This is a genomic window from Pseudarthrobacter sp. L19, from assembly GCF_050859435.1.
GTDB lineage: Bacteria > Actinomycetota > Actinomycetes > Actinomycetales > Micrococcaceae > Arthrobacter.
In genome coordinates this window covers 1-21598 of sequence record NZ_CP193935.1, presented here as the reverse complement: position 1 = coordinate 21598, position 21598 = coordinate 1, and the positions used below count along the sequence as shown (strand labels likewise).

General features: G+C 71.3%; 14 protein-coding genes and 6 pseudogenes. 14 read left to right on the top strand and 6 right to left on the bottom strand.

Annotated elements, in window-relative coordinates; genetic code table 11:
* Window positions 1–154: 154 nt before the first annotated feature.
* Window positions 155–598, top strand: coding sequence for a (deoxy)nucleoside triphosphate pyrophosphohydrolase (locus tag ACRQ5B_RS00100; RefSeq protein ID WP_432395766.1), 444 nt, complete (start codon window positions 155–157; stop codon window positions 596–598).
* A gap of 124 nt (window positions 599–722) precedes the next feature.
* Here the strand turns inward: ACRQ5B_RS00100 and ACRQ5B_RS00095 are convergent, their stop codons facing one another.
* Window positions 723–2027 (bottom strand): Rv2578c family radical SAM protein, encoded by a 1305-nt coding sequence (locus ACRQ5B_RS00095; RefSeq protein ID WP_432395763.1) that lies wholly within the window; start codon window positions 2025–2027, stop codon window positions 723–725.
* Between the two features lie 152 nt (window positions 2028–2179).
* On the opposite strand from ACRQ5B_RS00095, the gene pcp reads away from it, so the two are divergent.
* Complete coding sequence (pcp, locus tag ACRQ5B_RS00090; protein ID WP_432395760.1) at window positions 2180–2821, top strand: pyroglutamyl-peptidase I; 642 nt, start codon at window positions 2180–2182, stop codon at window positions 2819–2821.
* Window positions 2822–2858: 37 nt separating this feature from the next.
* Here pcp and ACRQ5B_RS00085 read toward each other — a convergent pair whose 3' ends face one another.
* Both ACRQ5B_RS00085 and ACRQ5B_RS00080 read right to left on the bottom strand, forming a co-directional pair.
* On the bottom strand, window positions 2859–3497 hold the full coding sequence (locus ACRQ5B_RS00085; RefSeq protein WP_432395757.1) for an SIMPL domain-containing protein: 639 nt from the start codon (window positions 3495–3497) through the stop codon (window positions 2859–2861).
* A gap of 50 nt (window positions 3498–3547) precedes the next feature.
* Window positions 3548–4074 (bottom strand): annotated as a pseudogene (locus ACRQ5B_RS00080) (hypothetical protein).
* A gap of 87 nt (window positions 4075–4161) precedes the next feature.
* Between ACRQ5B_RS00080 and pheS the strand changes: the two are divergent.
* A complete protein-coding gene (pheS, locus tag ACRQ5B_RS00075) occupies window positions 4162–5223 on the top strand; it encodes a phenylalanine--tRNA ligase subunit alpha (protein ID WP_432395754.1) in 1062 nt (353 codons plus the stop codon).
* Window positions 5224–5225: 2 nt separating this feature from the next.
* Window positions 5226–7766 (top strand): annotated as a pseudogene (gene pheT / locus ACRQ5B_RS00070) (phenylalanine--tRNA ligase subunit beta).
* 107 nt (window positions 7767–7873) lie between these two features.
* On the opposite strand, the gene ACRQ5B_RS00065 reads toward pheT, so the two are convergent.
* Window positions 7874–8839: a quinone oxidoreductase family protein gene (locus tag ACRQ5B_RS00065; protein ID WP_432395752.1), complete on the bottom strand. Its 966-nt coding sequence runs from the start codon at window positions 8837–8839 to the stop codon at window positions 7874–7876.
* A gap of 190 nt (window positions 8840–9029) precedes the next feature.
* Here ACRQ5B_RS00065 and argC point away from each other — a divergent pair, with 190 nt between their 5' ends.
* From argC to ACRQ5B_RS00015, 10 genes and pseudogenes are all read left to right on the top strand, one after another.
* Complete coding sequence (gene argC, locus ACRQ5B_RS00060; protein ID WP_412882632.1) at window positions 9030–10061, top strand: N-acetyl-gamma-glutamyl-phosphate reductase; 1032 nt, start codon at window positions 9030–9032, stop codon at window positions 10059–10061.
* The gene (argJ, locus tag ACRQ5B_RS00055; protein ID WP_412882633.1) at window positions 10058–11224 is read left to right on the top strand and encodes a bifunctional glutamate N-acetyltransferase/amino-acid acetyltransferase ArgJ; all 1167 of its coding nucleotides are present in this window, start codon (window positions 10058–10060) and stop codon (window positions 11222–11224) included. Before argC ends, argJ begins: the two co-directional genes overlap by 4 nt.
* 56 nt (window positions 11225–11280) lie before the next feature.
* Complete coding sequence (argB, locus tag ACRQ5B_RS00050; RefSeq protein ID WP_400159479.1) at window positions 11281–12216, top strand: acetylglutamate kinase; 936 nt, start codon at window positions 11281–11283, stop codon at window positions 12214–12216.
* Window positions 12217–12305: 89 nt separating this feature from the next.
* A pseudogene (locus ACRQ5B_RS00045) lies at window positions 12306–13558 on the top strand (acetylornithine transaminase).
* A gap of 11 nt (window positions 13559–13569) precedes the next feature.
* Window positions 13570–14561, top strand: a pseudogene (argF, locus tag ACRQ5B_RS00040) (ornithine carbamoyltransferase).
* A complete protein-coding gene (locus ACRQ5B_RS00035) occupies window positions 14561–15091 on the top strand; it encodes an arginine repressor (protein WP_290258273.1) in 531 nt (176 codons plus the stop codon). Before argF ends, ACRQ5B_RS00035 begins: the two are co-directional and overlap by 1 nt.
* Before the next feature lie 70 nt (window positions 15092–15161).
* A pseudogene (locus tag ACRQ5B_RS00030) lies at window positions 15162–16366 on the top strand (argininosuccinate synthase).
* 5 nt (window positions 16367–16371) lie between these two features.
* Window positions 16372–17808 (top strand): argininosuccinate lyase, encoded by a 1437-nt coding sequence (gene argH / locus ACRQ5B_RS00025; protein ID WP_432395746.1) that lies wholly within the window; start codon window positions 16372–16374, stop codon window positions 17806–17808.
* Window positions 17809–17977: 169 nt separating this feature from the next.
* Complete coding sequence (locus ACRQ5B_RS00020; protein WP_432395743.1) at window positions 17978–18499, top strand: pyridoxine/pyridoxamine 5'-phosphate oxidase; 522 nt, start codon at window positions 17978–17980, stop codon at window positions 18497–18499.
* A gap of 76 nt (window positions 18500–18575) precedes the next feature.
* Window positions 18576–19306 (top strand): annotated as a pseudogene (locus ACRQ5B_RS00015) (maleylpyruvate isomerase family mycothiol-dependent enzyme); the annotation flags it as partial.
* A gap of 28 nt (window positions 19307–19334) precedes the next feature.
* Here the strand turns inward: ACRQ5B_RS00015 and ACRQ5B_RS00010 are convergent.
* Both ACRQ5B_RS00010 and ACRQ5B_RS00005 read right to left on the bottom strand, forming a co-directional pair.
* Window positions 19335–19844 carry a methylated-DNA--[protein]-cysteine S-methyltransferase gene (locus tag ACRQ5B_RS00010; RefSeq protein ID WP_432395740.1) on the bottom strand — a complete coding sequence of 170 codons (510 nt, stop codon included), beginning with the start codon at window positions 19842–19844 and terminating at the stop codon, window positions 19335–19337.
* Complete coding sequence (locus ACRQ5B_RS00005) at window positions 19841–21385, bottom strand: DNA-3-methyladenine glycosylase 2 family protein (protein ID WP_432395737.1); 1545 nt, start codon at window positions 21383–21385, stop codon at window positions 19841–19843. Before ACRQ5B_RS00005 ends, ACRQ5B_RS00010 begins: the two co-directional genes overlap by 4 nt.
* Window positions 21386–21598 lie beyond the last annotated feature (213 nt).

The following is a 21598-nucleotide window of genomic DNA, read 5'->3' as shown; positions in this document are numbered from 1 at the left end:
GTGGTCAGTGCCCGGCCGTGGCCGTGGATCAGGGGTCTGCGCTCAGTTCCGTGAGTGCCAACGCGTGGCGGCCGGCCCGCTATTCCGGATCCGGACTGCGCGGCCGTTCCATTCTCTCCCGGGGCGTGGGTGCGGCGGCACCTAGACTGGGGTCGTGACTGAACTCATCAACGTCGTCGGCGGTGCGATCGTCGATTCCCTGGCCCGGCCGCGGACCCTGCTGGTGGCGCGCCGGACCGCGCCGCCGCGTTTCGCGGGTATGTGGGAGTTTCCCGGCGGCAAGGTGGACCCGGGGGAGACGTCGGAGCAGGCGCTGCATCGGGAACTGTCCGAGGAACTCGGTGTCCAGGTGGTACTGGGCCCGGAACTGACCGCCCCTCGGCCGGAGGGCTGGCCGTTGAACCCGACGGCGGTGATGCGGGTCTGGTTCGCCGAACTCGACGGCGGGACCCCTCAGCCGCTGCAGGACCACGACGAGCTCCGGTGGGTGTCCCTGGCCGACGCGGAGAAGGTGCTGGCCCTGCCTTGGATCCCGGCGGACCTGCCGATCGTCGAGGCGCTGCTCGCGGCCGTCGCCGCGCAGGCTTCAACCAGCTAGCCGCGACCCACTGGCCTCAGCCCGCTAGCCGCCACCCGCCAGGCCCAACTGGCTAGACCCAACCCATCAGCCCCAGCCCCGACGCTGCCCTGCACCGCGACCGGCCTTCACCGGCAACCGGACCTCAGAACAGTGTGGGCTGGGCGGCCACCGGTTGGGTGGCCGACTCTCCGGTATCGGAGTGCCCACCGCTGCCGCTGCCCGCGGTGCCCCGTCCGTGCCTGATGCGCGCCGAGCCCGGGAGGCTGCCCGCCGGGTACCGGGCCTCTTCATCGCGCGGGTCCTGGTCGATGTCCTCGTGGCTGAAACCCGTGGAGCCGATGAAGCCGTGGCGGGCCTTGAAGAACCGGACCCGGCCGGCCAGCCAGGCGCGGTATTCCTTGGACGCGTACGACCCGCCGCCGTACAGCCGGCGGTACTTTCCGGCGAGCTGGGGGTGTTCTCTGGCAATCCACTGCATGAACCATTCCCGGGTTCCGGGCTTGAGGTACAGGGCGCCGGCGCTGACCCCCGTGGCCCCGGCCGCCGCCAGCGAACCGAAAAGCGAGTCGAGAGCCTCATCCGAATCGGACAGCCACGGCAGGATCGGCATCGCCATCACGCCGCAGGGCAGGCCGGCCTCGCGCAGCCGGGAGATCAGCTTCAGCCGGGCGCGGGGGCCGGGCGTTCCGGGTTCCACCGCCTCGGACAACTGCTCGTCCGTCATGGCCAGGGAAATTCCCACGCCCACGGGTACCTGGGTGGCCGCGTGCTTCAGCAGCGGGATGTCGCGGGCCAGCAGGGTGCCCTTGGTGAGGATGGAGAGGGGCGTGCCGGAGTCGGCAAGGGCGCGGATGATGCCGGGCATCAACTGGTAGCGGCCCTCGGCGCGCTGGTAGGGGTCCGTGTTGGTGCCCAAAGCCACCTGCTGCCGCTGCCACGTGGGTTTCGCCAGCTCACGGCGCAGCACCTCCGCCGCGTTGACCTTGACCACCACCTGGCTGTCGAAGTCCAGGCCGGCGTCGAAGTCGAGATAGGTGTGGGTTTTCCGCGCGAAGCAGTAGACGCAGGCGTGGCTGCAGCCGCGGTAGGGGTTGATGGTCCATTCGAAGGGCATCCGGGAACCGGCGGCCACCTTGTTGAGCACCGATTTGGCGGTGACCTCGTGAAAGGTGACCCCGGCGAACTCCGGGGTGGTGACGGAGCGGACCAGGCCCGCCAGCGGCAGCAGCGCCGGTGCGGGCAGCGCGGAGGGGGACCGGTCAGCCGTCACGGACGTCCCGGCCGGGCTGGAGCCCGCACCACCCGGGGAAGTGACGGCTTCCTTGCCGTCGGTCCTCCCGTCGGGGCCATCAGGGAGGAGCGGAGCCGTGTGCCCGTCCAGGGTCTGTGACCCGGACGACCGGCGGCCGGCCGCTTGTGGATTGAGTGCCTGTGCGTCCCACCTCATGACCTCATTCGAATATATGTTCGATCTTAAGTCAAGGCTGGCGCGGCCCCGTCTCGCCCCGCGCCGGGCAAGCATCGGCCCGGCTGCCCCGGCTGGCGGTCCCCACGGTACAGACTCGCAGTGGCCGCCGCGGCGGTTGCTAGGCTGGCCCCATGATCCTCCTCACTGGCTTCGAACCCTTCGGCGGCGAAACGACCAACCCCTCCTGGACGGCGGTGCAGCACGCGGCAGACGTGCTTCGGGCCGAGGGCCTGGAGGTGGCCACCGTGGAACTGCCATGCGTCTTCGGCGCTTCGCTGGCTGCGCTGGACGCGGCGCTTCGGGAACACCGCCCGGACCTGGTGGTATGCGCGGGGCAGGCCGGCGGCCGGACCGGCATCTCCCTGGAGCGCGTCGCCATCAACTGTGACGACGCGCGGATCCCGGACAACGCCGGGAACGCGCCGGTGGACGAACCCGTCCTGCCCGATGCCCCCGCCGCCTACTTCGGCACCTTGCCGGTCAAGGCCGCGCTGCAGGAACTGCGCCGCCGCGGAATTCCCTCCGAGGTGTCGCAGACGGCGGGAACCTACGTCTGCAACCATGTCTTCTTCGGCCTGATGCACGCCCTCCGCAATGAGCCCGGCATCCGCGGCGGATTCGTCCACGTTCCCTTCGGCCCGGATCAGGTGCAGCCCGGAAGCGGTGCGGCGTCCCTGCCGCTGGAGCAGATGGGGGAGGCGCTCGCCGTCGTCGTCCGGACGTCCCTGGCGACCACCACCGACCTCAAGCTGGCCGCCGGCGCCATCCACTGACGCCGGGGAGCCACGCCGGATACCGCGCTACGGCGGCTCAGTCGAGGAGCTCCCAGACTACGCCGACGGCGGCGGTGACCGACGCGCTGCCTGCCTCCACCGCGACGGGCTGGGCCGCGGCCGTGCGCTGCAGCGGCACCGGCGGCAGTGCGGGCGGAATGGCCGGATTCTCGGTTACGGAGAGGACCTTGCCCAGCCGCGCCCCTGCCAGGGCGGCGAACTGCCCGGCCCGCGTCAGTGCGTCCTCCCAGGCCGCCTCCCGGGCCTCGGACTCCAGTGCGGCCGGATCAGCGAACCCGAGGTCGATCCCGTGCAGCCGGGCGTCGTCGGCACCGGCCCGCACGGCGTCGGCGACGACGGCCGCGGAACCGGCCAGGTCCCGTAGCCGGACCCGGAGCGTCCCGGTTGCCAGGTAGCCGGTCACGCGCTGGCCCTGCCCCTCCTGCCAGGCGACCTCGGCGCGCAGTAACAGGCCGGTGCCCGTGATGTCCCGGTCCGTCACGCCGTGGCCCCGCAGTGCATCCGTGATGGCGGTTGCGGCGGCACCGGCGTCGCGGTAGGCAGCCTCCACGCCCGGGCGGCGGGACTCAACGCCGATCGAGAGGGTCAGCAGGTCCGGGGCGGATTCGGCGGTGCCGGTGCCCGTCACGGCCAGGGTCCTGGGGGAGTCGGTCATGGTGGTCTCACTTTCCGTCGTGCCGGCCGGGCAGGGCCGCGGCTGATGGGTCAATTGGTGGAACCGGGATAGCGCCGCCATCCGCGGGGCCGCGCGTCGACGTGTTCCGGGTAGCCGCCGGCGGCCAGGCCCGCGTGCCGTTCGAAGGGGTTGGCCGTGCCGGGGTTCCCGGCACGGCACAGGGACCAGCCGGCCGCGGCGAAGTACAGGGGAAGGAACGGGAGCCCGCAACACAGCGCGTACTGGGTGCTGTGCCGTTCCTCGTGGCCCAGCAGCCCGGGAAGGGCCGCCCCGTCGGGGACGGCAGAGGGGGAGGGTGAAGAGGGGGAGGCCGACGACGGGGGGAAGGCGGCGCAGAGGCGCCGAAGACCCGGTCCGCGTCGGCCCGAAACAGCACGACATTGCCCACCGTGAAGGCCGCCGCGTAGGGCAGTCTCCACCGATAGCCCGCGGCGAGGATCAGGCCGCGCGGCCCGGACGCCACCCGGCATCGGGCAGCCGAGGCCAGCAGCAGGCCCAGCAGGGTGCTGCCGTTGAGCAGGTTGGCCAGCTGCCGCAGCCTCGCTCCGGTGCCCATGGGGCCATGCTGAGACCCCGGCCGGGGCTCCGGCGCCGTCAACTAGACTGGTTCAGACACCACCCGACTCGTAGCGAAGAACAGTAGATGACTGACACCTTGCCGGGCGCCGCCGTCCCGAACCCTCTGGATGAAGCCGCCATCAACGCCGCCGTAGAGCAGGCCGTCGCCGCCATCGCCGCGGCCTCCACCCTCGAAGAGCTCAAGGCCGCCCGCCTCGCGCACACGGGCGAGAAGTCCGCCCTGAGCCTGGCCAACCGCGAAATCGGCGGCCTGCCCAAGGACCAGAAGGCCGCCGCCGGCAAGCTGATGGGAGCCTCCCGCGGACGGGTCAACAAGGCGCTCGCGGGCCGCACCGCCGAACTTGAGGCAGAAAATGACGCCCGGATCCTGGTCGAGGAGACCGTCGACGTCACGGCCGCCCCGCGCCGTCGTCGTGCCGGTGCCCGCCACCCGCTCTCCACCCTTCAGGACCGCGTCGCGGACATCTTCGTCGGCATGGGCTGGGAGATCGCCGAGGGCCCCGAGGTCGAATCCGAGTGGTTCAACTTCGACGCACTGAACTTCAAGCCGGACCACCCGGCCCGCGAAATGCAGGACACCTTCTTCGTCGAGCCGCCCGAGGCGCACCTGTTGATGCGTACCCACACCTCCCCGGTGCAGGTCCGCTCCATGCTGGAGCGCGAGGTCCCGATCTACGTCCTCTGCCCCGGCAAGGTGTTCCGCACCGACGAGCTGGACGCCACCCACACCCCGGTGTTCCACCAGTTCGAGGGCCTCGCCATCGACAAGAAGCTGTCCATGGCGGACCTGCGCGGCACCCTGGAGCACTTCGCCCGGCAGATGTTCGGCGACGAGGCCCAGATCCGGCTGCGCCCGAACTACTTCCCGTTCACCGAGCCCTCCGCCGAGCTGGACATCTGGCACCCGGGTGCCAAGGGCGGCCCACGCTGGATCGAGTGGGGCGGCTGCGGCATGGTCAACCCGAACGTGCTCCGCGCGGCCGGCATCGACCCGGACGTCTATTCAGGTTTTGCCTTCGGCATGGGCATCGAGCGGACCCTCATGTTCCGCAACGAGGTCGGCGACATGCGCGACATGATCGAAGGCGATGTACGTTTCAGCGAGCACTTCGGGATGGAGATCTAACAGTGCGTATCCCCCTTTCCTGGCTGCGTGAATTCGCGGCCGTTCCTGCCGGTGCGAGCGCCGAGGACGTCATGGCCGACCTTGTGAAGGTCGGTTTCGAAGAAGAGGCCGTGCACCGGCCCACCGACACCCTGCAGGGTCCCATCGTCGTCGGCCAGGTGCTGTCCCTGGTCAAGGAACCCCAATCCAACGGCAAGACCATCAACTGGTGCCAGGTCCGCGTGGTCCCCGAGGGCCAGGAGCAGACCCTCACCGGCGAGGGCATCGACCCCTCCGGCGTGCAGGGCATCATCTGCGGCGCGCACAACTTCGTCGAGGGCGACAAGGTGGTTGTCACCCTTCCCGGCGCCGTGCTGCCCGGCGACTTCCGCATCTCCGCCCGCAAGACCTACGGCCACCTCTCCGCCGGCATGATCGCCTCCGTGCGGGAACTCGGCATCGGCGAGGACCACGACGGCATCCTGGTCCTCTCCCGCATTGGGCTTGACCCGGAAATCGGCACCGACGCGATGGAGCTGCTCGGCCTCTATGACCAGGCCGCGGAAATCAACGTCACCCCGGACCGGGGCTACGCATTCTCGATCCGTGGCGTGGCCCGTGAATACGCCCACGCCACCGGCACGCCGTTCACGGACCCGGCGTCGAAGGTCACCCCCGGCGGAACTTTCCGGCGGCTTCGACGTCAAGCTCAACGACGACGCCCCGATCTACGGAAACGCCGGTTGTGACCGGTTCGTGGCCCGCACCCTCCGCGGTGTCGACGCCACGAAGCCGACGCCGCCGTGGATGACCTCCCGGCTGCGTCTCGCCGGCATCCGGTCCATCTCGCTGCCGGTGGACATCTCCAACTACGTGATGCTCGAGCTGGGCCAGCCCACGCACTGCTACGACCTGGATACCCTCACCGGCGGCATCGTGGTCCGCCGCGCAGCCCAGGGCGAGAAGATCACCACCCTCGACGCCAAGGAGCGCACGCTCGACGCCGAGGACCTGCTGATCACGGACGGTTCCGGCGCGATCGGCATCGCCGGCGTGATGGGCGGCGCGGCGACCGAGGTTTCCGACGCCACCACCAACATCCTGGTCGAGTCCGCGCACTTCGACGAGGTCTCGATCGCCCGTTCCCGCCGCCGCCACAAGCTCCCGTCCGAGGCGTCCAAGCGCTTCGAGCGCGGCGTTGACTGGTACGTCGCCCCGGTGGCCGCCCAGCGCGTGGTCGACCTGCTGGTGGAGCTCGCCGGCGGAACGGCGGACGCCGAGGGCACCGACGTGGGCACCGCACCGGACGCCGTCACCGTGGACCTCCCGGCAACCTTCGCCTCGGAGCGGATCGGCATCGATTTCACAGAGGAGCAGATCCTCACCTCGCTCCGGGACCTCGGCGCCGACGTCCGGACCACCGACGCCGGGTACGCCGTGACGGCCCCGAGCTGGCGGACGGACCTGGAGACCAAGGAAGACCTGTCCGAGGAAATCGCGCGGCTGGTGGGCTACGACAAGATCCCCGCCACGCTGCCGGTCGCCCCGCCGGGCCGCGGCCTGACCCGCGTGCAGCAGCAGCGCCGCCGCTTGGTCCAGGCCCTCGCCGACGCCGGCCTCACCGAGGTGCTGGCATACCCGTTCGTCTCCAAGGCCGCCAACGACACCTTCGGCACCCCGGTTGCCGGGGCGGACCGGAAGGCGCTCAAGCTGGCCAACCCGATCAGCGAGGAGCAGGGCTTCCTGCGCACCTCGATCCTGCCCGGCCTGATCGAGGTGGCGAAGCGGAACCACTCCCGCGGCTTCCGCGACCTGGCCCTCTTCGAGACCGGCTTGGTCTTCCTGCCGGGGAGACCCTCGGCACCGCCTCGATCCCGCCGCTGGGCGCCCGCCCCGCCGAGGAGGTCCTCGACGGACTGTTCGACGGCGTCCCGGACCAGCCGCTGCACCTGGCGGCCGTGCTGACCGGCCACGACACCCCGGCCGCCCCGGCCCACACCCCGCGGGCCTGGGACTACGCCGACGCGCTGGACATCGCCCGGCTGGCCGGCGACGTCCTCGGCGTCGAACTGGTCGTCAGCCAGGGCAGCCACCAGGCATTCCACCCCGGCCGGGCCGCGCAGCTGGCGCTGCGCACCGGCGAGGTGATCGGCTACGCCGGCGAACTGCACCCCAAGCTGCTCGCGGCGCACGACATGCCCGCCCGCTCGGTGGCGCTGGAACTGAACGCCGACGCCCTGTTCGAGGCGGCCGCCGACGTGATCGTCGCCCGGCCCATCTCCGGCTACCCGGTGGCCACCCAGGACGTCGCCCTCGTGGTGGCGGCCGATGTGCCGGCCGAGGACGTGCTGGAGGCGCTCCGCGAGGGCGCCGGCGATCTGCTGGAGGAGGTGTCCCTGTTCGACGTCTACGCCGGCAAGGGCATCGAGGACGGCAAGAAGTCCCTGGCCTTCAACCTGCGCTTCCGCGCCGACGACCGTACCCTGACCGCGGACGAGGCCTCGGCCGCCCGCGATCTGGCCGTGGCCGCCGCCCACGAACGCTTCGGCGCCGTCCAGCGCTAGTAGGGCTCAGCGGTAACAGGGTCCGTCGGTACGAACCGGCACAACGAAGAGCTCCCGCAACCTGCCGGTTGCGGGGAGCTTTTCGTTGGGGCTGGATAACGCGGGCGTTAAGGGACCAGCAGGACCTTGCCGGTGGTACGCCGCTGTTCCAGGTCCGTGTGCGCGGACGCCGCGTCGGCGAGGTCGTACTTCGCGCCGATCCGCACCTTGAGGCTGCCATCGGCGACGGCGGCGAAGAGCTCGTCGGAGCGCCAGCGGCGTTCCTTCGCGTCCCGCAGGTAGTGGACGATGGTGGGCCGGGTCAGGTAGAGCGAGCCGCCGGAGTTCAGCCGCTGCGGATCCACCGCCGGGACCGGGCCGGAAGCGGCGCCGAAGAGCACCAGGGTGCCGCGGACCCGGAGCGCCGCGAGCGAATCGTCGAAGGTGTCCTTGCCGACGCCGTCGTACACCACGTGCACGCCCTCGCCGTCGGTGAGTTCCCGCACCTTGGCCCCGAAACCCTCGTACCGCAGGACGTGGTCCGCGCCGGCTTCGCGGGCCAGCGCCTCCTTCTCATCGGTGGAAACAGTGGTGATGACCCGGGCGCCCTTGGCCTTGAGCAGCTGGATCAGCAGCAGGCCCACGCCGCCGGCGCCGGCGTGCAGCAGCACGGTCTGGCCGGACTGCACCTCGAAGGTCGAGTTGATCAGGTAGTGCGCGGTGATGCCCTGGAGCGGCAGGGCGGCGGCTGTGAAGTCGTCGACGCCGTGGGGCACCGGCAGCGCCTTGTCCGCGTCCACCAGCGCGTACCCGGCGTAGCAGGCGACGCCCTCGGCGGTGGCAACGCGGTCGCCCGCGGAGAAGCCGGTCACGCCGTCGCCGGTTTCCTCGACGGAGCCGGACGCCTCGGAGCCGGGGATGAAGGGGTAGTCCACCTTGTAGGCGCCGCTGCGCTTGTACGTGTCGATGAAGTTCACCCCGACCGCGGCGACCTTGATCAGCAGCTGGCCGGGGCCGGGGACGGGCCGGTCGATGGGGGAGAGCTCAAGGACTTCCGGGCCGCCGGCCTGCCGGGCGACAATAGCGTGCGTCATGTGACTCCTTCGTGTGGGCCTTCCGGGCAGGGCGGTCCGTGCCCGGGGTGCTGTGACCATCCTAAGGACCGGCCCGGGCTCCGCCCAGCATCCGTGACGGGGCGGACGGCACGGACCGGGCCAGGCAGGGGCCCGCGACGGCATGCATAAATATCAGCAGCGATGCATAGTCTTGCTGTATGCTGGGGCTATGACTATTTCTGTTGCCGTCTCCGGGGCCAGCGGTTACGCCGGCGGCGAGGTGCTCAGGCTGCTTGCCGGCCACCCGGACGTCACCATCGGGGCTATCACGGCGCACAGCAACGCCGGTTCCAGACTAGGCGAACTCCAGCCGCATCTCCATGGTTTGGCGGACCGGATCCTCGAAGACACCACGGTGGAGAACCTTGCCGGGCACGACGTCGTCTTCCTCGCCCTGCCGCACGGCGCCTCCGCCGCGATCGCCGCGCAACTGCCCGCGGGCACGGTGGTGATCGACGCCGGCGCGGACCACCGGCTCCAGGACGCGGCGGCGTGGGAAAAGTTCTACGGATCCCCGCACGCCGGCACCTGGCCCTACGGCCTGCCCGAGCTGCCGGGCCAGCGGGAGGCCCTGCGCGGCGCGACCCGCATCGCCGTGCCCGGCTGCTACCCGACGTCGGCGCTGCTGGCGTTGACGCCCGGCTTCAGCAACCACCTGCTGGAGGCCGACGACGTCGTCATCGTCGCCGCCTCCGGAACCTCCGGGGCCGGCAAGGCCGCCAAGGTGAACCTGATCGGCTCCGAGGTCATGGGCTCCATGAGCCCCTACGGCGTGGGCGGCGGCCACCGCCACACCCCGGAGATCGAGCAGGGCCTCTCCAACGCGCTGAACGCCCCCGTAACGGTGTCCTTCACGCCCACCCTCGCGCCGATGAGCCGGGGCATCCTCACCACCGCCACCGCCAAGGTGCGGCCGGGCGTCACCGCCGAGGAGCTGCGCCGGGCCTGGGCCGCGGCCTACGACGAGGAGCCCTTCGTCCACCTGCTGCCCGAGGGCCAGTGGCCCACCACCAAGTCCGTCCAGGGCTCCAACCACGCCGCCATGCAGCTGGCCTTCGACGAGCGGATCGGCCGCGTGATCGTCACCTGCGCCATCGACAACCTCACTAAGGGCACCGCCGGCGGCGCCGTCCAGTCCATGAACATCGCCCTTGGCCTGGCGGAGACCGCCGGCCTCAACCTGCAGGGAGTCGCACCGTGAGCATCACCGCACCGAAGGGTTTCCGCGCCGCCGGCGTCAAGGCCGGCCTCAAGGCCTCCGGCAACCCGGACCTGGCCCTGGTGGTCAACGACGGCCCGGCCAAGGCCGCCGCCGCGGTCTTCACCTCCAACCGTGTCGCCGCCGCCCCCGTGCACTGGTCCCGCGAGGTCATCAAGGACGGCCGCGTCGACGCCGTCATCCTCAACTCCGGCGGCGCCAACGCCTGCACCGGCCCGCAGGGCTTCCAGAACACACACACCACCGCCGAAAAGACCGCCGAGGCCCTCGGCGCCTCGGCGACGGACATTTTCGTCTGCTCCACCGGCCTGATCGGTGAACAGCTGCCGATGGACAAGCTGCTCCCCGCGATCGGTACCGCCGCCGCGGAACTGAGCGCCGACGGCGGCCCGGCCGCCGCCACCGCCATCATGACCACCGACTCGGTCTCCAAGCAGGCACTCTTCACCGGCACCGACGCCGAGGGCCGCGAGTTCACCATCGGCGGCATGGCCAAGGGCGCCGGCATGCTGGCCCCGGGCCTGGCCACCATGCTCGTGGTCCTCACGACCGACGCCGAGGTCCAGCCCGAGATGCTCGACGTCGTGCTGCGCGACGCCACCCGCGTCACCTTCGACCGGACCGACTCGGACGGCTGCATGTCCACCAACGACACCGTGGTGCTCCTGGCCTCCGGCGCCTCCGGCTCGGTCCCCTCCGCCGCGGCGTTCGGCGCGGGCCTGACCCAGGTGTGCGCGGACCTCGCCCGGCAGCTGATCGGCGACGCCGAGGGCTCCAGCCACGACATCTCCATCCGCACTTTCAACGCCGCTAACGAACGCGACGCCGAGGTGGTCAGCCGCGCGGTCGCCCGCTCCAACCTCTTCAAGACCGCGATCTTCGGCAAGGACCCCAACTGGGGCCGCGTGCTTTCCGCCGTCGGCACCACGGACGCCGCCTTCGAACCGGACCAGCTCAACGTCGCGATGAACGGCGTGCAGATCTGCCGCAACGGCAGCATCGGCGAGGACCGCTCCCTGGTGGACCTGGAACCGCGCGAGGTCCTGGTCGAGATCGACCTGCAGGCCGGCGAGGCCGAGGCCACCATCTGGACCAACGACCTCACCCACGACTACGTCCACGAGAACAGCGCCTACTCCAGCTGACCGGCCGCCGGACACCACCCGACGAACACCCCACCACCCGGAAGGGACCACCGACCATGAGCACCGAAGCCCGCGAGACCACCTCCATGGCGGACGCGCAGGACAAGGCAGGCACGCTGATTGAGGCGCTGCCCTGGATCCAGCGCTTCGCCGGCACCACCATGGTGATCAAATACGGCGGTAACGCCATGGTCAACGATGAGCTGCGCCGCGCCTTCGCCGAGGACGTGGTCTTCCTGCACCACGTCGGCATCCACCCCGTGGTGGTGCACGGCGGCGGCCCGCAGATCAACGCCATGCTCGGCCGGCTCGGGATCGAATCCGAGTTCAAGGGCGGTCTGCGCGTCACCACGCCGGAGGCGATGGACGTGGTCCGGATGGTCCTCACGGGCCAGGTGGGCCGGGAACTCGTGGGCCTGATCAACTCCCACGGCCCCTACGCCGTCGGCATGTCCGGCGAGGACGGCGGCCTGCTGCAGGCCGTCCGGACCGGCACCGTGGTCGACGGCGAGGACGTGGACCTGGGCCTCGTGGGCGAGGTCGTCGGCGTGAACCCCGAAGGCATCCTGGACATCATCGCCGCGGGCCGGATTCCCGTGATCTCCACCGTCGCCCCCGAAATCGAGGAGGACGGCTCAACCACCGGGCAGGTCCTCAACGTCAACGCGGACACCGCCGCCGCGGCCGTCGCCTCCGCCCTGGGCGCCTCCAAGCTGGTCATCCTGACCGACGTCGAGGGCCTCTACGCGAACTGGCCGGACAAGTCCTCGCTGATCTCCTCACTGACCGCCTCCGAGCTGCGCGGGATGCTGCCGCGCCTGGAGTCAGGCATGATCCCGAAGATGGCGGCCTGCCTGAAGGCGGTCGACGACGGCGTCGAACGCGCCCACATCGTCGACGGCCGGCTGGCCCACTCGATGCTCCTGGAAACCTTTACGACCGCCGGCATCGGCACCCAGGTCGTCCCCGATGAGGAAGTGAACGCAAAGTGAGCAGCACCGAACTGAGCCATTCGGCTGAAGGCCGCAGCAGCGATGGGGGCCCGGGTGTGGTCGGGCACCGCGAAGCGGGCGGGGCCCCCATCGCTGCGGAGGCCGCCGCAACCACCATCGTCCCGAGCAGCAATGGAGCCGACTGGCTCTCCCGCTACTCGTCCTCGCTGCTGGGCGTCTTCGGGGCGCCGCAGCGGGTGCTAGTGCGCGGCGCGGGCTGCCTGGTCTGGGACGCCGACGGCAAGGAATACCTGGACCTGCTCGGCGGCATCGCCGTCAATGCCCTGGGACACGCCCACCCCTTCGTCACCTCGGTGATTTCCAGCCAGCTCTCCACCCTGGGCCACGTCTCCAACTTCTTCACCAGCCCCACGCAGGTGGCCCTGGCCGAGAAGCTGCTGGAGATCGCCAAGGCCCCCGCCGGGTCCAAGGTGTTCTTCGCGAACTCCGGCACCGAGGCCGTAGAGGCAGCGTTCAAGCTCGCCCGCCGCAACACGGGCGCCGGTCCGGACAGCGGGGAGGCCCCGCGCACCAAGATCATCGCGCTGGAGGGTGCCTTCCACGGCCGCACCATGGGCGCGCTGGCGCTGACCTACAAGGAGGCCTACCGGGCCCCCTTCGCACCCCTGCCCGGCGGCGTCGTCCACGTCCCGTTCGGCGATATCGACGCCCTGCTGTCCGAGATCGACGACACCACGGCCGCCGTGATCCTCGAACCCATCCAGGGTGAGGCCGGCGTCCGGCCCCTGCCCGCCGGCTACCTCAAGGCCGCCCGCGAGGCCACCACCGCCGCCGGTGCCCTCCTGATCCTGGACGAGGTCCAGACCGGCATCGGCCGCACCGGCAAGTGGCTCGCCAGCGAGGACGCCGGGATTGTGCCCGACGCCGTGACCCTCGCCAAGGGACTCGGCGGCGGCTTCCCGATCGGGGCCCTCATCACCTACGGTCCGGAGGTCTCCGCGCTGCTCACCGCCGGCCAGCACGGCACCACCTTTGGCGGTAACCCGGTGGCCACCGCTGCCGCCCTGGCCACCCTGCACGTGCTCGAAAACCAGCAGGTCCTCGGCCACGTCAAAGACGTGGGGAGCGCCTGCGCGCCGGCCTCGCCGGGATCGACGGCGTCACCGAGGTCCGCGGCGAAGGCCTGCTGATCGGCTTCGACCTCGACGCCGACGTCGCCCCCGCCGTCGTCGCCGCGGCCCTGGACGCCGGGTTCATCATCAACAGCCCCGGCCCGCGCACCATCCGCCTGGCCCCGCCGCTGATCCTCACCGAGGCGCAGGCGGACAGCTTCCTGGCCGCACTGCCGGCCCTCCTCCAGACCGCAAAGGACGCCCAGTGACCGAGACTGCCATGTCACAGCCGAAGACCCGCCACTTCCTCAAGGACACGGACCTGACCCCGGCCGAACAGGCCGAGGTGCTGGACCTGGCCGTCCGGATGAAGGCCGCGCCGTACAGCGTGCAGCCCTACGCCGCCGAGGCCAGCGGCCGGAAGACCGTCGCCGTCATCTTCGACAAGACCTCCACCCGCACCCGGGTTTCCTTCGCTACCGGCGTCGCGGACATGGGCGGCAACGCGCTGATCATCAACCCCGGCGAGGCCCAGATCGGCCACAAGGAATCCGTCGAGGACACGGCGAAGGTCCTCGAACGCATGGTCTCCACGATCGTGTGGCGCACCGGCGCACACGACGGACTGGTCGCCATGGCCGCGAACTCCGCCGTCCCCGTCATCAACGCCCTGTGCGATGACTACCACCCGTGCCAGCTCCTGGCCGACCTGCTGACCATCAAGGAGCACAAGGGCTCCTCGCCGGCCTGACTATGAGCTACCTCGGCGACGCGGCCAACAACATGGCCAACTCCTACCTGCTGGCCGGCGTCACCGCCGGCATGCACGTGCGGATCAGCGGCCCTGAGGGCTACCTGCCGGCCGCTGAGATTGTCTCCGCCGCCGAGGAACGCGCCGCCGAGACCGGCGGCTCGGTGCTCATCGCGGCCGACGCCGCCGAGGCCCTGCGCGGCGCCGACGTCGTCGCCACGGACACCTGGGTTTCCATGGGCCAGGAGGACGAGAAGGAAGCCCGGATGCAGCTGTTCCGGGATTACTCCGTCGACGAGGACGCGATGACCCTCGCCGCGCCGGACGCCGTCGTGCTGCACTGCCTGCCCGCCTACCGCGGCTACGAGATCTCCGCCGGCGTGATCGACGGCCCGCAGTCCGTGGTCTGGGACGAGGCCGAAAACCGGCTGCACGCGCAGAAAGCCCTGATGGCCTGGCTGATGCACCGCTCCGGCCTGGCCGTCGTCGAGGGCCTGGTACCGGTCGACGGGGCGGACTGATGTCCGTCCAGCCCGCCGCGCAGGGGGCCAGCCCGGCCACCAAGACGGCCCGCCAGGCCCGGATCGCCGCGATCCTGACCGGCGAATCCGTCCGCTCCCAGGCCGAGCTGGCGGCCCTGCTGGCGGACGACGGCGTGCAGGTCACCCAGGCCACCCTGTCCCGGGACTTGGTGGAACTCGGCGCCGTCCGGGTCCGCGGCAAGGAAGGTGTCCTGGTCTATGCCGTCCCCGGCGAGGGCGGCGAACGTGGCGCCAAGAGCGGCGTCACCCAGGAAATCCTGGACGCGCGCCTCGCCCGGCTCTGCGGCGAACTGCTGGTCACCGCCGAGGCCTCCGGAAACCTCGTGGTGCTCCGGACCCCGCCGGGCGCGGCGAACTTCCTCGCCCTGGCGATCGACCACTCGGTGATGCCGTCCATCCTGGGCACCATCGCCGGGGACGACACCGTCCTGCTGGTCACCCGCGACCCGGCCGGCGGGGCCGACGTGGCCGCCCGTTTCCTCGCCATGGCCGACGAAACCGGCCAATAGCCCGGCCGTCCGTGGCGCACACTTGTACCAACGACCCAACAGAATTCCCCCAACATAAGGAGCATTTGAAGTGACTGAGCGTATTGTGCTGGCCTACTCCGGTGGCCTCGATACTTCCGTGGCCATCGGCTGGATCGGCGAAGCGACCGGCGCCGAGGTCATCGCCGTGGCGGTCGACGTCGGACAGGGCGGCGAGTCGCTGGAGACCATCCGCCAGCGCGCCCTCGGCTGCGGCGCAGTCGAAGCCTACGTGGCCGACGCCTCCGACGAGTTCGCCAACGAATACTGCATGCCCACCCTCAAGGCGAACGCCCTGTACCAGGGCCACTACCCGCTGGTCTCCGCGATCTCCCGCCCGGTGATCGTCAAGCACCTGGTCAAGGCTGCCCGTGAATTCGGTGCCACCACGGTGGCCCACGGCTGCACCGGCAAGGGCAACGACCAGGTCCGCTTCGAGGTCGGCATCCAGACCCTCGGCCCCGACCTGAAGTGCATCGCCCCGGTCCGCGACCTGGCGCTCACCCGCGACAAGGCCATCGCCTTCGCCGAGGAAAAGGGCCTGCCGATCGAGACCACCAAGAAGAACCCGTACTCGATCGACCAGAACGTCTGGGGCCGCGCCGTCGAGACCGGCTACCTCGAGGACATCTGGAACGGTCCCACCAAGGACATCTACGACTACACGGCCACCCCGGAATTCCCCCGGCCCCGGACGAGGTCATCATTTCCTTCGAAGCCGGCGTCCCGGTCGCGATCGACGGCGTCAAGGTCACCCCGCTGCAGGCCATCAAGGAACTGAACCGCCGCGCCGGCGCCCAGGGCGTGGGCCGCATCGACGTCGTCGAGGACCGTCTCGTCGGCATCAAGTCCCGCGAGATCTACGAGGCCCCCGGCGCCATGGCGCTGATCACCGCGCACAAGCACCTCGAGGACGTCACGATCGAACGCGAGCAGGCCCGCTTCAAGGCCACGGTCGGCCAGCGCTGGTCCGAGCTGGTCTACGACGGCCAGTGGTTCTCCCCGCTCAAGCGCTCCCTGGACGCCTTCATCGAGGACACCCAGAAGTACGTCTCCGGCGACATCCGCATGACCCTGCACGGCGGCCAGGCCGTCGTCACCGGCCGCCGCTCGGACACCTCGCTGTACGACTTCGACCTCGCCACCTACGACACCGGCGACACCTTCGACCAGTCCATGGCGCGCGGCTTCATCGAGCTGTGGGGCATGTCCGCCAAGGTCGCCTCCGGCCGCGACATCCGCGTCGCCGGAAAGTAGGCCGCGTGGCTGAGTCTGCAACCACCAAGGCTGGCGCGACCAATCAGGGCGCGCTGTGGGGCGGCCGGTTCGCCGGCGGCCCCGCGGATGCCCTCGCCGCGCTGAGCAAGTCCACGCACTTCGACTGGCGGCTGGCCCGCTACGACATCGCCGGGTCCAAAGCGCACGCCCGCGTGCTGCACAAGGCCGGGCTGCTCGACGACGGCGAGCTGGCCGGCATGCTGGACGCCCTGGACCGGCTGGACGCGGACGTCGCCTCCGGCGCGTACACCCCGGCCGAATCCGACGAGGACGTGCACGGTTCGCTCGAACGCGGCCTGATCGAGCGGGCCGGGCCCCAGCTGGGCGGCAAGCTCCGCGCCGGCCGGTCCCGCAACGACCAGGTGGCCACCCTGGGCCGGATGTTCCTGCGTGACCACGCCCGGATCATCGCCCGCGGCGTGCTCGCCACGATCGACGCGCTGGTGGACCAGGCGAAGGCCCACCACGGTGTGGCGATGCCGGGACGGACGCACCTCCAGCACGCCCAGCCGGTGCTGCTCAGCCATCACCTGCTGGCCCACGCCTGGGCGCTGCTGCGCGACGTGCAGCGGCTGGCCGACTGGGACAAGCGCGCCGGCATTTCGCCCTACGGCTCCGGCGCCTTGGCCGGGTCCTCGCTGGGACTTGATCCGGAGGCCGTCGCCGCGGACCTGGGCTTCTTCTCCGCAGCGCACAACTCGATCGACGGCACCGCAGCGCGCGACGTCTTCGCCGAGTTCGCCTGGGTTTCCGCCATGATCGGCGTGGACCTGTCCCGGGTCTCGGAGGAAGTGATCCTCTGGGCCACCAAGGAGTTCTCCTTCGTGACCCTGGATGATTCCTACTCCACCGGTTCCTCGATCATGCCGCAGAAGAAGAACCCGGACGTGGCCGAGCTGGCCCGCGGCAAGGCCGGCCGCCTGATCGGTGACCTGACCGGGCTGCTGGCCACCCTGAAGGGCCTGCCGCTGGCGTACAACCGGGACCTGCAGGAGGACAAGGAACCGGTCTTCGACGCCGCCGACACCCTGGAGCTGCTGCTCCCGGCCGTCTCCGGCATGATCGCGACGCTGACGTTCAACACTGAGCGGATGGAGTCCCTGGCACCCCAGGGCTTCGCCCTGGCCACGGACATCGCCGAATGGCTGGTCCGCCAGGGCGTGCCGTTCCGCGAAGCGCACGAGCTCTCCGGTGCCGCCGTCAAGCAGGCCGAAAGCCGCGGCGTCGAACTCTGGGACCTGACCGACGAGGAATACGCGGCCATCTCGGAGCACCTCACGCCGGAGGTCCGCACGGTCCTGTCCACGGAAGGGTCGCTGAACAGCCGCAACTCCCAGGGCGGCACCGCCCCGGCCGCCGTCGAACGCCAGCTGCAGGCGCTCGAGGCCGAGCTGGAAGGCGTGCGCGCCTACGCCGGCTAGCCCCTCCGGACGCGCCCTCTGTGTGGCCCTTCCGCCGACGCTCCCTCACCTCTGGTGGCTTTCCCGCCGACGCTTCCGTACTCGTTGGGGGAGCGTCGGCGGAATTCCTGCCAAAGGTGAGGGAGCGTTCTGCGTTGGACGCCGGAGTTTCCCGCTCTAGCATGGCGGAATGAGCGAATCCTTCCGGCGCACGCTGCGCGCCCTGCCCGACTTCCCGGCCGAGCTTCCCGACTTCGATCCGGAGCAGGCCCCGGAGGACCCGGACCAGCTGTTCCGGCAGTGGTTCGACGAGGCCCTGGCCGCCGGGGTGCCGCAGCCCAACGCCTGCAGCCTGGCCACCGCCGACGCGCAGGGCCGCCCCTCGGCCAGGATGCTGATCCTCAAGGACATCGACGACGCCGGCTGGCACTTCGCCACCTCCCGCGAGTCCCGCAAGGGCCGGGAACTGGCCGCCAACCCCAACGCGGCGCTCAACTTCTTCTGGCAGCCGCTGGGACGCCAGGTCCGCGTCGCCGGCGGGGTCACGGAACTCTCCGCCGAGGCCTCCGCCGCCGACTGGGACGCCCGGCCCGGCGCCGACGGCAGCACCAACCCCGCCTGGCAGCTCTACGCGCTGCGCCCCCGGGAGCTTGAATTCTGGCAGGCCCGCCACGACCGGCGGCACATCCGGCACCGCTACGGCCCGTTCTAACCGCCGCGCATCACGTTTTCGGCGCAGTGCCCCGGTTAATCCGGATTAATCAAAGTGCTCCGTTAGGATGGGCGCCATGACTTCCATCACCCCCGAAAACCTCCTGGCAGAACTCCGCCGCGCCGCCGACGTCGTGACCGGAATCGCCGCCGGACTGGACGACGCCGCGGTGGCCGCGCCGTCGGAACTTCCCGGCTGGTCCCGCGGCCACGTCCTGGCCCACGTCACCGGGATCGCCAACGCCATGGCCCGCCAGGTGGAGTACGCCACCCGCGGGGAACGCGTCGAGCTCTACGACGGCGGCTTCGAAGGCCGCAACCGCGCCATCGAACTGGCCGCCGGCCACCGCGCGGAGCAGCACCGCGCCGCCGTGGGCACGGCCATCGACCGGGCGCTGGCCGCCTTCGGCTCGCTCGACGAGGCGGCTGGCGGGCGCCCATCACGTTCCGGGACGGCGTCGTGCTCGACGGCGGCCTGGCGCTCTGGCGCGAGCTGACCATCCACGCCACAGACCTTGGGACGGGCCGCGGCCCGGAGACCTGGAGCCGGCCGTTCTGCGAGCACCTCTTCGACTTCCTGGCCGCGCGGGTGCCCGAGGGGCAGCGGTTCGTGCTGCAGCCGCTCGGCCTGCCCTCGGTGGCCATCGGCGCGGCGGGCGGCCGCTCCACCGCCATCAACGGGATGCTGACCGACATCGCGGCCTGGCTGGCCGGGCGCACCCCCACCCTGGGCAGCCTGCGTGCCACCGCGGCGGCCGACGGCGTCGACCTTCCGGCCCTGCTGCCCTGGCCGGCGGAGTCCCCGTCACCAAGTAGCATGCAGGGCCCTGGGGCGCCTAACCCCGGGGCGCCTGCCCGGCCTCGCGGGCCAGCAGGCTTTCCTTGACGGGCAGGCCCCATCGGAAGCCGCCCAGGGTCCCGTCGGTGCGGATGACCCGGTGGCAGGGAACGAAGAGCGCGGCGGCATTGAACGCGCAGGCGCTGGCCGCGGCCCGGACCGCCCTGGCGTTGCCGGCGAGTTCCGCGTACTCGGTGTAGGTCACCGGGTGGCCGGCGGCGACGGTCCGGAGCATGTCCCAGGCGTGGGCACGGAACGGGCCCGATTTCTGCAGCACCGGCACCGCCATGGCAGCCTCAGGGCTGCCGGCGTAGAACTCCTCGACCGCCGCCGAGATCGCGCCCAGGCCGGACACATCCTGGTATTCGGTGGGCCGCAGCGTCGGGTGGATCTGGCCGGTCAGGGCGCCCGGTTCCGCCGTCCAGCCCGAGGCCAGGACGACGCCGTCGCGGGCGATGATGGTGAAAGGACCGTCCGGGGTGGACAGGGTCAGGAGCTGGGCCGTCATGTCGTTGCTTTCTTTCGTGCCTTGGTGGTGGTTCGAGCTGCGGCCTGCGCCGCTGCCGCGGCGCGCCAGAGGTGCATGGTGGCGCATGAACGCCACGGGCTGACCTCGCTGAATTCGGGGGAGAGGGCGGGGGAGCCCGGGACGGGGTCGGGGTCGGTGCCGGTGCCGGAGCCGGCGGCCGCGGCGAGCGACCGGACGCCGTTGCGGACGGCGGCGTCGTTGGCGAGGAACACATCCGGGGCGCCGAGCACGCGCATGGACACGTACCCCACCGTCCAGGGGCCGACGCCGGCCAGCGGCAGGAGCTTCGAGCGCAGGCTCTCCGGGTTGTCGCCGTAGCCGAAGTCCAGGCTGCCGTCCGCCATGGCCGCCGCGGCCCCGAGGATCGAGTCGATCCGCCGCCGCGGTCCGCGCAGCAGTTCCCGGCCGCCCTCGGCGATCTCCGCCGCGGTGGGGAACATCCGGTCCAGCCCGTCCCCGGGGACGGTGCTGTCCGGCCCGCAGGCGGACAGCTGGGCCAGGGCGGTGCGGGCCGCCGCGACGGTGATCTGCTGGCCGATCATGGCGCGGACCAGCAGTTCCTGCGGATCGATCGCACCCGGCATCCGCATCCCTGGCGCCTCGGCCACCGAGCCCCGCAGCCGGAGGTCCGCCCCCAGTGCGGCGTCGATCGCCGACGGGTCCGCGTCGAGATCCAGCAGCCGGCGGACCCGGCTGAGCAGGGCCGGCAGGTCCCGCAGGTCCACCGCCCCGATCGTGAGCCGCAGCGGCAGGCCGGGCTCGTCCGCGGCGTACTCCACCCGGAACCGGGCATCCCCGTGGGCCAGCCGCAGGGTGCGGGCGTAGGCGCGGTCCGTGCCCTCCTCGATCCCCGGCAGGGCGCGGACGGCCAGGAAACCGAAGACCCCGGGGTCGAACGGCGCGCGGTACGGCAGGCTCAGGGTCAGGGCCGTCGAGCCCGGTGCCGGGCGGGCCGGACCGTGGTGGCGGGCGGTGGCGCGCAGCGCCGACGGCGTCATGGCGAACACCTCCGCGATGGTGTCGTTGAACTGCCGGACGCTGCTGAAGCCGGCGGCGAACGCGACATCGGTGGCCTTCATCGGCGTCGAGACCAGCAGCGTCCTGGCCGTCTGCGCGCGGCTGGCCCGGGCCAGGGCCAGCGGGCCGGCGCCGAGTTCGTGGCTGAGGATCCGGTTCAGCTGCCGGGCCGAGTAGCCCAGCCGGGCGGCGAGGCCCTCGACGCCGTCGCGGTCGATCACGCTGTCGTTGATCAGCCGCATCGCGCGGGCGGCGACGTCGGTGCGCACGTTCCAGGCCGGGGTGCCGGGGACCGCCTCGGGCAGGCAGCGCTTGCAGGCGCGGTAGCCCGCCTCGTGGGCGGCGGCGGACGTCTCGTAGAAGGTGACATTGTCCGACTTGGGCGTCCGGGCAGGGCAGGAGGGCCGGCAGTAGATGCCCGTGGTGCGGACCGCCGTGTAGAACTGCCCGTCGAACCGGGTGTCCCGCGCGTCGATCGCCCGGTAGCGCTGCCAAAAATCCATTCCTCCATCCTGCCAGCCGCAGGGCGGCCAAGCTAGCGGAAATCGGACACGGGCGTGAGGCCTCCCGGGAGTGTCCGGCGGTGTCCGGCCGGAGCCGTCCGGCGGGCCCGGCGCGGGGACGTGTTTGCTACGGTCGGGGCATGGACTCCTCGCTGACGCCCGCGGCCGTGCGCGCCCTGCTGACCGGGGACGCCCGGACTGTCGCGCCGCTGC